Genomic DNA, 13,435 nt, shown 5'->3' with positions numbered 1-13,435 from the left:
TGTGCGGCGGCTGGCGGCCGCGGGCTTCCGCGGCCTGGCACGGCTGCGGGGCGCCCGGGCGTTCCATCCGCGCGGCCTGTGGCTGCGCGGCGAGGCGGCCCTCCTGCCCGTCGGCCCGCTCCCGGGAGCCGGTGGGAGCAGGCCGGTGACCGCCCGCCTGTCCAAGGGGGCGGGCCTGCCCGGCGCCGGCCCCGACGTCCTGGGGCTGGCCGTGCGCCTGCCGGCCGGCGGCGGGCTGGACGGCCCGTGGGACCTGGCGCTGTCCTCCTGCGGGATCGGGACGGCGACCCGCTGCCTGCCCCTGCCCGCCGCGGACTGGGGCAGGGCGCGCTACGGCAGCCTGCTGCCCTACCGGGTCGCCGGGCAACTGGTGTGGCTGCTGGCCGTGCCGTACGGCGGCCCGGCAGGCCCCGCGGCCACGGGGTGCCTGGAACGGCGGGTGCGCGAGCGGCCGTGGCGACTGGCGCTGCTGGCCCGCCCGGCACGGGGCGGGTGGCTTCCCGCGGCGAGGCTGACCCTGCACGCCGTGCTGTCGGCGGGCGAGGCCGGACGGACCTCCTTCGACCCCGTGCTCAACCGGCCCGCCGGGTGGGAGCCGGTCCCCGGGTGGCTCGCCGGACTCAGGGAGAGCGCCTACCGGGGCAGCAGGAGCGGCCGCCGCACCCCGCGGGATCCGGCGGGGCGTCCGGGGCGCCGCTGAGCCGCCGTCCACAGGAGCGCCGGCCGCGGGCACACGTCGGGGCCGCGGCCGACGGGCTGGCGGAAGCGGCCGCGGCCCCGACGGAGTCGGTGGCCCGGACGGAGCCCCGGAGGAAGCGGAGTGGTCGCCGCCCGGGGAGCGGACGGCGGCAGGCCGTGCCGCCGCGGCGGTGCCGCGGGCGGTTCAGGCCCCGGCCCTGTCGGCGCCAGCGGCGACGAGGTTGGCGGACTGGGCCTCCTCGCCGAGCAGGCGGAGCAGCTCCGGGGTGATCTCGTCGTCTCTGTCACGGCTCCGGGTGGCCTCGATGACGAGGTCGTGCAGTCGGGTCAGGACGCGGATGCGGTGTTCCAGCACGGCGACCTTGCTCTCCAGGATGGCCTGGGTGCGCTCGGAGGCCGCGGTGGTACGGTCGAGCGCCCACCGGCCGAGGTCCCGGATCTCCTCCAGCGAGAACCCCATCTCCTTGAGGAGCAGGGCGCCCTCGACGTAGAAGATGTACTCGTGGGGGTAGCGGCGGCTGCCCCCCGCGGTGCGCTCGGGAGTGGGCAGGATCCCCAGCTCCTCGTAGTAGCGGATGGTCCGCGGCGAGACCCCGGCACGTTTGGCCAGTTCACCGATGCTGAGCAGGTCTCCCTTGGGGGAGGTGCTCGGAGACTTCTCGGAGGACAGCCGGGACCCGGACTCTGCTGCACCGGAGGAGGGCGGGGACGTCCTCCTTTCCTGGGCGGAGGTGCGCGTGGACATCGGTGGACTCCTAGACATCTTTGTAACTTAACGAATCCCGTTAAGTTACTGTCTAGTCTATCGCTGATAGTGCGCGGAGATAGCCATCTGTGACCGGGTTCACTCCTGGCCGTGGACCCGTGTGCGCGCTCAGAAACCGAGGTCGCGTCCGATGATCTCCTTCATGATCTCGGTGGTGCCGCCGAAGATCGTGTGGATCCGGGCGTCGCGCCAGAAGCGGGAGATCGGGTACTCGTCCATGTAGCCGTAGCCCCCGTGCAACTGCAGGCAGCGGTCGGCGGTGCGCTTCATCAGCTCCGTGGTCCACCACTTGGCCTTGGCCGCGTCCACCGGGCTGAGGGTCCCCGCGTTGAGCTCGAGCACGGCGCGGTCCACGTAGGTCTGCGCGATCTCGATCTCGGTCGCCATCTCGGCCAGTTGGAACCGGCTGTTCTGGAAGCGGCCGATCTCCTGGCCGAACGCCTTGCGCTCCCGGCAGTACTGCACGGTCCACTCCAGGGCGGCCTGCGCGGCGGCGACGGCGACGACCGCGATGGACAGCCGCTCCTGCGGCAGGTTGCGCATCAGGTAGCCGAAGCCCTTGTTCTCCTCGCCGAGCAGGTTGGCCGCGGGCACCCGCACGTCCTCGAAGACCAGCTCGGCGGTGTCCTGGGAGTGCATGCCCACCTTGGCCAGGTTGCGGCCGCGCCGGAAGCCGGGCATGCCGCGCTCCACGACCAGGAGGCTGATGCCGCGCGCGCCGGCCGCCGGGTCGGTCTTGGCCACGACGATCACGAGGTCGGCGTGGATGCCGTTGGTGATGAACGTCTTGGAGCCGTTGAGGACGTAGTGGTCGCCGTCGCGGACCGCGGTGGTGCGCACCGCCTTGAGGTCGCTGCCCGCGCCGGGCTCGGTCATCGCGATCGCGGTGACGAGCTCGCCGGAGCAGAAGCCGGGCAGCCAGCGCTGCTTCTGCTCCTCGGTGCCCAGCTCCAGCAGGTAGGGGGCGACGACGTCGTTGTGCAGGCCGAACCCGGAGCTGAGGGACAGGGCGCCGGCGCGCGCGAACTCCTCCACCAGGACCGCGTTGTAGCGGAAGTCCGGCTCGCCGCCGCCGCCGTACTCGACGGGCACGGCCGTGCCCAGGAACCCCGCGTCGCCGGCCTGCTTCCACAGTTCGCGGTCGACCAGCCCCTCGGCCTCCCAGCGCTCGTACTCGGAGACGACGTTGCGCCGGATGAACTCCCGCACGGAGTCCCGGAAGTCGTTGTGGACGGGTTCGAAGAGGGTGCGTTCCATACGTCAGCTCCAACGTGGTCGTGGGTGGTCGTCCGGTCCGTTCTCCTCCGGCCCCGCCGCCGCGGCCGCCTCGTCGCTGCTCTTCTCGCTGATCCAGCGCAGCAGTTGCGGCACGGGGGCGTCCGGGTCGGCGCGGGAGGAGGCCGCCGCGCTGACGAGCGCGTACAGCCGCTTGAGCACCCGGATGCGGTGGTCGAGCTGGGCGACCTTCTCCTGAAGGATCGCCTTCGTGCGGCTGGAGGCCGTGGCCCCGGTCAGCGCGAACCGGCCCAGCTCGGCGATCTCCTCGAGGTCGAAGCCGAGCTGTTTGAGGATGCGGGTTCCCTCCAGGTAGAAGAAGTAGTCGCGGGAGTAGCGGCGCGTCCCGCCGGCCGTCCTCTCGGGAGGCGGCAGGATGCCGAGCTCCTCGTAGTAGCGGATGGTGCGGGTGGACAGGCCCGCCTGGCGGGCGAGTTCACCGATGCTGAGCAGGTCGCGCCGCGCGCCCTTGTCGCGGCCGCCGGCCGGGGTCGGGGATGCCACGGGCTCCTCCCGGGACGGTCAGGCCGCCTGGGCGGATGGGCTGGAGGCGACCCAGATGTTGATGCGCGCCGAGATGACCGTCTCGCCGCGCTGGTTGATGATCTCCTCCTTGAGCGTCACCACACCGCCGGGGGCCTTGTCCTTCTTGGCGAGGACCTCCATGACCGGGTGGATGGTGTCCCCGAAGAAGCAGGGGGCGAGGAAGCGCACCTCCTCCATGCCGATGAACGCGATGACCCGGCCCGGCAGCAGCGGGACGAGCCCGGCGCCGCAGGACAGCACCAGCAGGCCGTGCGCGATGCGCTGCTTGAACGGCGTGGTCTTGGCGTACTCGGCGTCCATGTGCAGGCCGAAGTGGTCGCCGGTGACCCCGGCGAAGTTCACCACGTGGGTCTCGGTGATGGTGATGCCGCTGAAGGAGCGGCGGTCGCCGATGGCGAGTTCGTCGTAGTAGCGGTCGAACAACGGGGACTCCTTGCCGTGCCGGGCGCCGCGCGGGGCCCACAATATTTGATAGTTTACGTTGAACGTTATATCGCACTGTCGGGTTCCGGGTAAACCCCGCGACCGCGCCGCTCGCGGACCGCGGGACGGCGGGGCGCCGCGGCACGCCCCGCCGCGGGCCTCAGATCCGCAGCGCCAGCTCGTAGGCCTGCCTGGTGGCGAACGAGATCCGGCGCGGCGCGTAGGCGTCCCCGAGGATGTGCCGCTCGGCGACCCGCCCCTCCAGTTGCGCGTACAGGGCGGACTCGGCCTCCCCGCCGCAGGCCAGCACCACGGAGTCGTAGCCGGTGTGCTCGCGCTCCACGCCCGAGTAGACGTTGCGCGACACCACGCGGTCCGGCTCGATGCGCGCCACCCGCTCCGTCACCTCGATGCGCGCCCCCGCCGCGCTGAGCTTGGCCAGGGGGGCGCCGATGGAGTACTTGCCCACCAGGGGGGCCACCGCGGGCGTCGGGTAGAGCACGGTGACCTGTCGGCCCAGGTCGGCGAGGTACCCGGCGATCGTGAGCGGCTGCATGTGGTCCTCCATCGCGACCACGAGCACCCGGCGGCCGGTCTCGGCCCGCCCCAGCAGCACCTCGCGCCCGTCCACCACGAACGGCAGGTCCACGCCGGGCACGTCGGGGCGCCGGGACCGGGCCCCGGTGGCCACCGCGACGACGTCGAACCCGGCGGCGGCCACCGCGTCGGCGGTCGCCTCCCGGCCCAGTTCGACCTCGACCCCCAGGGCGTCCAGCCGCCGCCGCTGGTAGGCCAGGAAGTCGGCGTAGGAGGAGTTCTCGGCGGCCCGCGCGGCGATGCGCATCTGACCGCCGACCTCCTCCTCCCGCTCCCACAGCACCACCCGGTGGCCGCGCTCGGCCAGCAGCGCGGACAGCTCCAGCCCGGCCGGCCCCGCCCCGGCGACCAGCACCCGCCTGGGCTCCTGGGCCCGGGGCGGCGGCGGTTCGGCCTCGCGCCCGGTGCGGGGGTTCACCGAGCAGCCGAACCGCACCCCGTCCACGACGACCCGGTGCAGGCAGTCGTTGGTGCCGATGCAGGGGCGGATGTCGGCGGTGCGGCCGCTGCGGGCCTTGGCGACGAGGTCGCCGTCGGCGAACATGGCCCGCGCCATCCCGACGACGTCGGCGTGCCCCTCGTCGACGACGCGGGCCGCCGCCTCGACCGTGGAGACCAGGCCGGTGTAGACCACGGGGACGTCGAGGGACTCCCGGAACCTGCGGGCCAGCTCCGACCACTGCGCGACGCCGTAGTGGTGGGTCTGGATGTAGCTGGGCGCCCCCCAGTTGTTGCCGACCACGCAGTGCAGGTAGTCGATGGTGCCGCTGGCCTGCAACGCGGCGGCGATCGCCAGCCCCTCCTCCAGGTCGTAGCCGCCCTCGAACAGCTCGTCCATGTTGAGCCGCACCCCGACGGTGAAGTCCGGCCCGACCTCCCGGCGGATGGCGCCCAGCACGTCCAGCAGCAGCCGCATCCGCCGCCCGCGGTCGCCGCCGTAGGCGTCGTCGCGCAGGTTGGTGGCGGGGGAGAGGAAGAGCTGTAGCAGGTCCTCGTGGTTGGCGTGCAGCTCCACCCCGTCCAGCCCGGCGGCCTTGGCCTCCGCGGCGGAGAACGCGTACTCCTCGACGAACCAGGCGATCTCGGCGGCGTCCAGCACGTGCGGGACCTGGTTGTTGGTGTAGTTGGCCATCCGGCCCGACGGCGAGTGCGGCATGCCGCCCTGCATGATCAACTGGGCCGAGGCGTAGGCGCCGGCCGACTGCACCGCCTCGGCGTAGCGGGCGGCCCGCTCCCGGAACTGCGGCAGCCGGAACACGCCGCGCACGGCGGCCCCCAGGCCGGTCGGCTCGAACCCGGGGATGAGCGTGTTGGCGACGAACCCGTTGAGGCCGCAGATCCAGGCGGCGCCGCTCTCGGCGCGCCGGCGCCAGTAGGCGATGTTGGCGCGGGCCTGCCGCTCGCTGCCGAACAGGTCGCCGGTCAGCCGCCCGTGCGGCGGCAGCATGATCCGGTTGCGCAGCTCCATGTCGCCCACCCGGATCGGCCGGAACAGGGCGCTGTCCGCGAGTGTCCCCGTCACCGCTGCACCTCCTGGCGGGCGGCGTGCCGTCCGGCGAGCCGGGCGAAGACCATGGCGGGGCCGAGCGTGCCCCCGGCGCCGCCGTAGGCCATGCCGGTGGGGGCGGCCATGGCGTTGCCCGCGGCGTAGAGCCCCGCCACCGGGGCGCCGTCGACCCCGAGGACCTGGCCGTCGGGGGTGGTGCGGGGGCCGCCCTTGGTGCCCAGGGCGCTGGGGTGCACGGGAACGGCGTAGAACGGCCCGGTGGCGAGGGGGCCCAGGGTGGCCTGCGGGGTGCCGTAGTGCGTCTGGTCGCCGCACCAGCCGTCGTAGATGCTCGCGCCGCGGCCGAAGTCCGGGTCGTGCCCGGCCCGGGCGTGGTCGTTGAAGCGCGCGACCGTCGCGGCGAGCGCGTCGGCCGGGACGCCGATCCGCTCGGCCAGGCCGTCGAGGGTGTCGGCGCGCGTCACCCAGTCGGGGGCGCCCCGGCCCGGGGCGGTGCCGAACACGCCGTAGCGCTGCACGCAGGCGTCGTCGAGGACCAGCCAGGCCGGGACGTTGGCGTAGGAGAACGAGGCGCTGTCGAAGGTGCGGAAGGCGGCGCCCAGCGCGTTGTAGTTGGCGGCCTCGTTGGCGAACCGGCGGCCGCGCGCGTTGACCATGAGGGTGCCGGGCAGGGTCCGCTCGCGCAGCAGCAGGGTGGGCGCGGCGGTGCCGTCCGGGCCGGGGACCAGGACGACGGGGACCCACCACGCCTCGTGCACGGCGCCGAGCCGGGCGCCGACCCGCATCGCCATGCGCAGGCCGTCCCCGGTGTTGCTCGGCACGCCCGGCGGGTGCAGGAGCGGGCCGTGGACGAGGTCGCGCACCAGTTCGGGGTCGTGCTCGAAGCCGCCGGTGGCGATGACGACGCCCCGGCGCGCGCGGACCTCCTGGGGGCCCGACTCCGACTCGAAGCGCACCCCGGCGACGCGGCCGTGCTCCACCACCAGCTCCACAGCCCGCATCCCGGTGCGGGGGGCGACGCCCCGGTCCAGGCAGCCCTGGAGCAGGGCGGCGACCAGGGCCCGGCCCAGCCCTTCCTGGGAGGCCTCGGTCCGCTGCCGCATGACCTCCGGGGGGATGACCCCGCTGCCGCCCCCGCTGGGGATCTCGCTGATGCGCAGCCTGCGGGGCAGGCCCACGATCCGGTCCTGCCAGGGGCCCAGGCCCCGGGTGTCGAACAGCGCGGGCTCCAGGGAGCGGCCGCCGCCGGGCAGGCCCCCGGGGTGCTCGGGGTGGTAGTCGGGGTAGCGCGGGACCACCAGGAGCCGCAGCGGCGTCTCGCGCTCCAGCCACTCCAGGGTCGGGTCGACGTTGTCCACGAACGCCTCGACCATCTCGGGGAGCATGCTCCCGTTGGAGAGCGACTCCAGGTAGGTCAGGGCCTTCTCGCGGCTGTCGTCGACGCCCGCCGCGGCGGCGTGGCGGTTGGCGGGCAGCCAGACGATGCCGCCGGAGAGCGCCGTCGTGCCGCCGACCCGGTCGGCCTTCTCGAACAGCCCCACCGATGCGCCCTCGCTCGCCGCCGCCAGCGCGGCGGTCAGCCCAGCGGCGCCGGTACCGAGTACCACCACGTCGTACTCGCTCATCGCACCACCTTCCCGATCCTCGGAGACGGTCGCAATCTATCTCATGACACGTTTTACGTATAGGGTTAAATTCATTGTCGGGACTGCGGAAGGAAGATCCGGATGGCCGCCCAACCGCCGAAGACCACCGGGCCGGCGGGCGAGAAGCCCGCCGCCGACGACACCCCGCTGCGGAGCTGGATCTGGCCGGTGCTGCTGGTCATGAGCGCCGCGGCCGTCTCCCAGGGGTTCGTCCGCTTCACCCTCGGCTACGTCATGCCGGACATGACCCGCGACCTGCTCGGCTCCTACAGCGCGGCCGGCCTGCTCAGCGCCACCAACCTGGGCGGCTACCTCGTCGGCGTCGTCGCCCTGGCCTGGGTGGGGCACCGCTTCGAGGGCACCCGGCTGCTCAAGGCCGGCCTGGCGCTGACCGCCCTGGGCCTGGGCCTGGTGGCGGCCGCCCCCTCGGTGCCGGTGCTCTTCGTCGGCATGGGCCTGGCCGGGCTGTGCAGCTCGCTGGTCTGGATCCCGATCCCCTCGGTCGTCAACGCCCACGTCCCCGCGCGCCACCGGGGCCTGGGCTTCGGCCTGGCCACCGCGGGCATCGGGGTCAGCATCGCGGTGACCGGCCCCCTGGTGACCTTCCTCCAGGGGGTGTTCGGCGCGGGGGAGTGGCGCCAGGTGTGGGCGCTGGAGACCGCCGTGTCGGTGGCGGTCCTGCTGCTCCTGCTGTTCCTCAGGCCGGTGCGCCGCCAGGCCGCCGAACCGTCACCGCAGACCGCCCTGTGGACCGCGCTGCCCGGCGGGGGCCGGCTGCTGCTCTCCTACTTCCTGTACGGGGTGAGCTTCGTCCTCTACACCAACTACCTCGTCGTGGCGCTGCGGGAGGACCTGGAGTTCACCCCGCAGGCCGCCGGGCGGGCCTTCGCGCTCCTCGGCATCGCCAGCATCGTCGGGGGAGCGGCGGGCGGCCGGGCCTCCGACCGGATCGGCCGCCGCCCGGTCCTGGCCTCCTGCATCGCGGCCTCGGGACTGCTGGCCCTGGTCGTCCCGCTGGGGTGGAGCGGCGCGGTCCTGGGCGCCAACCTCCTCTACGGGCTGGTGATGACCTCGGTCGGCGCGGTGATGGTCGCCTACCTCGGCGACATCCTCCCGCCCGACCGGATGGCGGCGGGCTTCGGCGGCGTGACGGCCAGCCTCGGCCTGGCGCAGGTCGTCGGCCCGCCCGTGGGCGGCTGGCTGGCCGACGCCACCGGAGCCTTCGCCCCGGTCTTCGTCCTGGCCTGCGTCTGCGGGACGGTCGGCGGGGCCGTCGCGGCGTTCCTGCCGGCAACGGCGGCGGGGCGCCGGGGGTGACCCGCCGCCCCGCCGGGGGGCTCAGTGGCCGGGGGAGGACACCTTGTCGGGGTCGATCCTGATCTCGATCAGCACCGGCCGGTCCCGGTTCTCGATCGCGGCGAGCGCCTCGTCCAGCTCGGCCAGGTTGCGGACGGTGAAGCCGCGCCCGCCCAGCGCCGTGGCGACCGGGCCGAAGTCGGGCCACTCGAAGGTGGAGATGGCCGGGTCCATGTTCTTGTTGCGGAACTGGATGTGCTCGGCCCCGTAGGCCCGGTCGTTGAACATGACGACGACGAGGTCGATGCCGTGGCGCACCGCGGTGTTGAACTCGGCCAGCCCGCCCATCATGAAGCCGCCGTCGCCGGTGACCAGGAGGGTGGGCCGTCCGGGGGCGCCCAGGGAGGCGCCGATCGCGTTGCCCATGCCCAGGCCGATCGAGCCGAAGTTGACGGTGTGCACGTAGGCGCTGGGCTCCGGGCAGTGCAGCCGGGTGAAGGCGTTGAAGATGAACCGGCCGCCGTCGAAGACGAGCGTCCGGTCCTGGGGGAACGCCTCGTCGATGCGGAGCATGGCGGTGCGGATGTCCACGGTCTCGTCCGTGCTGCAGTCGGTGAAGTCCGCCGGGGAGCGGGACGCCAGCCGCCGGGCCAGCTCCTCCGAGGCGAACCCCGTGGCGGGAACCTCCGCCTGGTCCAGCCACTCGACGATCGTGTCCGCCACGACTGCGGCGTCCCCGACGACCCCGGCGTCGACGGTCGAGAACCGGCTGATGCTGTCGCGGTCGAGGTCGACGTGGACGACCCGCTTCTTCTCCAGCAGCGACCCCTCGGCCGTGGTCCACTTGTTGAGGCTGGCGCCGAAGGCGATGACGCAGTCGCTCTCCATGATCGTCTCCAGGGCGACCTCGTCGGAGAGGGTGCCGAAGATGCCCAGGTCGAACCGCTCGCCGCGGAACAGGTCCTTGCCGCGCAGGGTGGTGGCCACCGGGGCGCCGATGCGCTCGGCCAGCCGCAGCAGCGCCCCCCTGGCCCGCGCGGCGCCGCGTCCGGCCAGCACGACCGGGCGGCGCGCGGCGGCGACGATGCCGACCGCGGCGTCCAGCGCGGCCGGGTCCGGTGCCACGGCCTGCGGCTCGACCAGCTTCGGCGCGACCGGCTGGTAGGGGACGTCCTCCCACTGGAAGTCGACCGGCACGTTGAGCACGACGGGACGCCGCTCCAGCAGCGCCCGCCGGATCGCGGTGGCCACGTCCTCGGCCGCGGTGAGGGGGGAGCGGACCTGCTCGAAGCCCGAGCCCGTGGGGAGGACGACGTCCCGCTGGGCGATGTTCTGGAAGTTCTCCCGGTCCACCACCGCGGTGTCGCCCGCGACCAGCAGGACCGGCGTGTGGTCCCGCACGCTCTCCACCAGGGCGGTCAGGGTGTTGGTCAGGGCGGGCCCGTGGGTCACCGTGGCCACGCCGAGCCGCCCGGAGGTGCGGGCGTACCCGTTGGCCGCCAGCACGGCCCCGGCCTCGTTGGAGAAGGAGTAGTACTTCCCCCCGGCCACCCGCTGGAAGCTGTCCATCATGTACAGGTTGGCGTCCCCGAGGACCCCGAAGACGGTGTCCACGCCGTGGTCGGCGAGGGCACGGGCCATCACTTCGTGAAACAGCATTTGCCGGACTCCCCTCGGTAGGTTCCCCAGAACGTTCGCAAAACCTTCCCTTGTACGTCAATAGGAAGATGTACTAGAAAGAGGTGGGATCACCGGGAGAGGAGCCGTGATGACCGACGAGTACGACGTGATCGTCCTGGGCACGGGAGCCGCAGGTCTGACCGCCGCGGTGACCGCGGCCCGGGGCGGCGCACGGGTGGGCCTGTTCGAGAAGGCCCGCGAGGTGGGAGGCACGACGGCGTGGTCGGGCGGGCACGTGTGGATCCCCTGCAATCCGCACCAGGCCGCCATCGGCGTCAGCGACAGCAAGGAGGAGGCCTTCACCTACATCATGTCGCTGTCGCGGGGCCTGCTGGAGGAGCGGCTCATCCGCGCCTACCTCGACGCCGGACCCGAGATGGTGGAGTTCCTCGACCGCGAGGCCGGCACCGAGTTCCACGCGGTGCCGGACTTCCCCGACTACCACCCCGAGCACCCAGGCGGCAAGCCCGGCGGCGGGCGCACCATCGAGTGCCCCCTCTTCCCCTTCACCGAGCTCGGCGAGTGGCAGCACCGGGTCACCCGCACCCCCTACTACCCCAACGAGCACCTCACCATGAGCGAGACCTCCCTGGGGGCCGTGGTCCCCGAGGTCCCCTCCGAGGAGGAGCTCGCCCGCCGCGCGGCCAACGACGAGCGCGGCCGCGGCCAGGCGCTGGTGGGGCGGCTGCTCAAGGCCCTGCTGGACCTGGGAGTGCAGCCCCAGGTGGAGCACCGCGCCCGGGAGCTGGTCGTGGCGGACGGCCGGGTGAGGGGCGTCCGCTTCGAGACCCCGCAGGGCCCCCGCGAGGTGCGCGCCCGGCGCGGCGTGGTGCTGGCCACCGGCGGCTTCGAGTGGAACGAGGAGTACAAGCGGGCGTTCCTGCGCGGCCCGCTGACCCACCCGGTGTCCGTGCCCACCAACACCGGTGACGGCCTGTACATGGCGATGAAGGTCGGCGCGATGCTCGGCAACATGCGCGAGGCGTGGTGGATCCCGGCCGCCGACCTGCCCGAGGGCATCAACTCCATGAACCGCGCCATGATCAACGCGGACCGGACCCGGCCGCGGTCCATCATGGTCAACCGCAAGGGGCGGCGCTTCACCAACGAGGCCGCCAACTACAACGCCTTCGGCGGCGCCTTCCACGTCGAGGACGTGACCTCCTTCGACTACGCCAACCTGCCCTCCTGGCTCATCTTCGACCAGGGCTACCTGCGCGCCTACGGCACCATCGGCCCCCACCCGGCCGGCGAGGAGCCCCCCGCCTGGCTCAAGGGCTACCCCACCCTGGAGGCGCTGGCCGAGGACGTCGGCCTGCCCGCCGACGAGCTGGTGGCCACCGTGCGCCGCTGGAACGAGAACGTGGCCAACGGCCACGACCCCGACTTCGGCCGCGGCGAGAGCGCGCACGACCGCTGGTGGGGCGACCCCGCCTACAAGCGCGACGTGCGCGGCACCCTCGGCCCCATCGACGACCCGCCCTACTACGCCATCAAGGTCGTCAGCGGCGGCCTGGGCACCAAGGGCGGCCCTCGCACCGACGAGCACGCCCGCGTCCTCGACCTGGACGGCCGGGTCATCGAGGGCCTGTACGCGGCGGGCAACGTCATGGCCTCCCCGTTCGGCATGACCTACGGCGGTGCCGGCGGCACCCTCGGCCCCGCCATGGTCTTCGGCTACCTCGCCGGACGCCACCTCACCGACGGCAAGGCCGCCTGACGGACCTACCGGGACCGCCGTCCGGCAGGAGGGGCGGGACGGCGGAAGCAGGGCCGGTGCCGCGCAACCCCGGTTGCCCGGCACCGGCCCTGCCATGTCTGCTGCGGGGGCCTTCCGGCCTGTCGGGCGCGGCGGGGCGCCTGCCCGCCCCGGGGACGCCGGGGCCGCCCCCGGTCTCCCCGGCGGGAAGACACCGGGCAGGCCGGACAGGCGAGGAGCCTCCGCCCCGGGGGACAGGGCGGAGGCTCCGGGTCAGGTCCGGGCGGGGGTCACCGCCCGAGGTAGGAGGACTCGATCTCCGGCCAGCGCTCCCGCAGCTCCGCCGCGGTGCCGTGGGTGCGGACCCGGCCGCCGGCCAGCACGTAGCCGCGCTGGGCGTAGCGCAGCGCCAGGTGGACGTGCTGCTCCACCATCAGCACGGCGAGCCCGGCGGAGACGGCGATCTCCTGTAGCGCCGAGAACAGCCGCTCCACCACCACGGGGGCCAGCCCCATGGACATCTCGTCCACCAGCAGCACCCGCGGACCCGTGGCCAGCGCCCGGCCCAGGGCCAGCATCTGCTGCTCGCCCCCGGACAGCACCCCGGCCCGCTTGGTGCGGCGCTTGCGCAGCTCCGGGAAGAGTTCGAGGACGTCCATGCCCCCGGGGCGGGCGCACAGCCGCAGGTGCTCGTCGACCGTCAGCGACGGGAACAGCGAGCGGTCCTCGGGGACGTGCGCGAGCTTCCGGCGGGCGATCGCGTGCGGGCTGAGCCGCAGCAGCGACCGGCCGTCCAGCCGGATGTCGCCGGAGGCGACCCGTACCATGCCGGAGCAGGCCAGCAGGGTGGTGGTCTTGCCCGCCCCGTTGGGCCCCAGCAGGCAGACGAGCTCCCCGGCGGACACCGACAGGTCCACGCCGTGCAGCACCTGGATGGGGCCGTACCCGGCGTCGAGCCCCGCGACCTCCAGGACGGCGGAGCCGGCCCCGGCGGGAGCGGTGCCCGCCGGTTCGGAAACGGTCGTGGTCATGACGCACCTCCGGTCGCGGGTTCGGCGGCCGTGCCCAGGTAGGCGCGGGCCACCTCGGGGTCGTCCCGGACGGTCGACGGCGGCCCCGAGGCGATCCGCCTGCCGAAGTCGAGGACCTGGACGTCGTCGCAGATCCGCATGATGAGGTCGACGTCGTGGTCCACCAGCAGGACGGTCGCGACTCCCTCGTCGACCAGGCTGCGCAGCCTGGCGCCGAAGGCCCGCGACTCCCCGGCGTCCAGGCCGGCCGCCGGCTCGTCCAGCAGCAGC

At 73.6% G+C, this 13,435-nt stretch carries 12 protein-coding genes; 3 read left to right on the top strand and 9 right to left on the bottom strand.

Annotated elements, in window-relative coordinates:
• A partial coding sequence (locus AC529_RS09780; RefSeq protein WP_068755763.1) for a catalase family protein occupies positions 1–700 on the top strand: 700 nt, incomplete at its 5' end.
• Between the two features lie 183 nt (positions 701–883).
• On the opposite strand, the gene AC529_RS09775 is transcribed toward AC529_RS09780, so the two are convergent.
• From AC529_RS09775 to AC529_RS09750, 6 genes are all read right to left on the bottom strand, one after another.
• On the bottom strand, positions 884–1,444 hold the full coding sequence (locus AC529_RS09775) for a MerR family DNA-binding transcriptional regulator (protein WP_068755762.1): 561 nt from the start codon (positions 1,442–1,444) through the stop codon (positions 884–886).
• A gap of 129 nt (positions 1,445–1,573) precedes the next feature.
• Positions 1,574–2,722: an acyl-CoA dehydrogenase family protein gene (locus AC529_RS09770; RefSeq protein ID WP_068755761.1), complete on the bottom strand. Its 1,149-nt coding sequence runs from the start codon at positions 2,720–2,722 to the stop codon at positions 1,574–1,576.
• 3 nt (positions 2,723–2,725) lie between these two features.
• Positions 2,726–3,244, bottom strand: coding sequence for a MerR family DNA-binding transcriptional regulator (locus AC529_RS09765; RefSeq protein WP_068755760.1), 519 nt, complete (start codon positions 3,242–3,244; stop codon positions 2,726–2,728).
• Positions 3,245–3,262: 18 nt separating this feature from the next.
• Positions 3,263–3,751, bottom strand: a complete 489-nt coding sequence (locus AC529_RS09760; protein WP_232306662.1) for a MaoC/PaaZ C-terminal domain-containing protein — start codon at positions 3,749–3,751, stop codon at positions 3,263–3,265.
• Between the two features lie 118 nt (positions 3,752–3,869).
• The gene (locus AC529_RS09755) at positions 3,870–5,828 is read right to left on the bottom strand and encodes an oxidoreductase (RefSeq protein ID WP_232306661.1); all 1,959 of its coding nucleotides are present in this window, start codon (positions 5,826–5,828) and stop codon (positions 3,870–3,872) included.
• Positions 5,825–7,438: an FAD-dependent oxidoreductase gene (locus tag AC529_RS09750; RefSeq protein WP_068755758.1), complete on the bottom strand. Its 1,614-nt coding sequence runs from the start codon at positions 7,436–7,438 to the stop codon at positions 5,825–5,827. Before AC529_RS09750 ends, AC529_RS09755 begins: the two co-directional genes overlap by 4 nt.
• Positions 7,439–7,540: 102 nt before the next feature.
• Here AC529_RS09750 and AC529_RS09745 point away from each other — a divergent pair, with 102 nt between their 5' ends.
• The gene (locus AC529_RS09745) at positions 7,541–8,776 is read left to right on the top strand and encodes an MFS transporter (RefSeq protein WP_068755756.1); all 1,236 of its coding nucleotides are present in this window, start codon (positions 7,541–7,543) and stop codon (positions 8,774–8,776) included.
• 21 nt (positions 8,777–8,797) lie between these two features.
• On the opposite strand, the gene AC529_RS09740 is transcribed toward AC529_RS09745, so the two are convergent.
• Positions 8,798–10,414 carry a thiamine pyrophosphate-binding protein gene (locus AC529_RS09740; protein ID WP_068755754.1) on the bottom strand — a complete coding sequence of 539 codons (1,617 nt, stop codon included), beginning with the start codon at positions 10,412–10,414 and terminating at the stop codon, positions 8,798–8,800.
• Positions 10,415–10,523: 109 nt separating this feature from the next.
• On the opposite strand from AC529_RS09740, the gene AC529_RS09735 reads away from it, so the two are divergent.
• Positions 10,524–12,155, top strand: coding sequence for an FAD-dependent oxidoreductase (locus tag AC529_RS09735; RefSeq protein WP_068755752.1), 1,632 nt, complete (start codon positions 10,524–10,526; stop codon positions 12,153–12,155).
• 269 nt (positions 12,156–12,424) lie between these two features.
• On the opposite strand, the gene AC529_RS09730 is transcribed toward AC529_RS09735, so the two are convergent.
• Positions 12,425–13,165: an ABC transporter ATP-binding protein gene (locus AC529_RS09730; RefSeq protein ID WP_068755750.1), complete on the bottom strand. Its 741-nt coding sequence runs from the start codon at positions 13,163–13,165 to the stop codon at positions 12,425–12,427.
• Positions 13,162–13,435, bottom strand: a 274-nt coding sequence (locus AC529_RS09725) for an ABC transporter ATP-binding protein C-terminal domain-containing protein (RefSeq protein ID WP_449353669.1), incomplete at its 5' end; no start/stop codon positions are given. The genes AC529_RS09730 and AC529_RS09725, both read right to left, overlap by 4 nt.

Origin of the sequence: Thermobifida cellulosilytica TB100 (genome assembly GCF_001517975.1) — a bacterium.
Taxonomy (GTDB): domain Bacteria; phylum Actinomycetota; class Actinomycetes; order Streptosporangiales; family Streptosporangiaceae; genus Thermobifida; species Thermobifida cellulosilytica.
This window is presented reverse-complemented; position numbering and strand designations above follow the sequence as displayed.

What these genes read in the sequence shown, in the direction of transcription:
- AC529_RS09750 (WP_068755758.1), bottom strand. Translation starts at nt 7,438, where the DNA reads ATGAGCGAGTACGACGTGGTGGTACTCGGTACCGGCGCCGCTGGGCTG.
- AC529_RS09745 (WP_068755756.1), top strand. Translation starts at nt 7,541, where the DNA reads ATGGCCGCCCAACCGCCGAAGACCACCGGGCCGGCGGGCGAGAAGCCC.
- AC529_RS09775 (WP_068755762.1), bottom strand. Translation starts at nt 1,444, where the DNA reads ATGTCCACGCGCACCTCCGCCCAGGAAAGGAGGACGTCCCCGCCCTCC.
- AC529_RS09740 (WP_068755754.1), bottom strand. Translation starts at nt 10,414, where the DNA reads ATGCTGTTTCACGAAGTGATGGCCCGTGCCCTCGCCGACCACGGCGTG.
- AC529_RS09730 (WP_068755750.1), bottom strand. Translation starts at nt 13,165, where the DNA reads ATGACCACGACCGTTTCCGAACCGGCGGGCACCGCTCCCGCCGGGGCC.
- AC529_RS09770 (WP_068755761.1), bottom strand. Translation starts at nt 2,722, where the DNA reads ATGGAACGCACCCTCTTCGAACCCGTCCACAACGACTTCCGGGACTCC.
- AC529_RS09735 (WP_068755752.1), top strand. Translation starts at nt 10,524, where the DNA reads ATGACCGACGAGTACGACGTGATCGTCCTGGGCACGGGAGCCGCAGGT.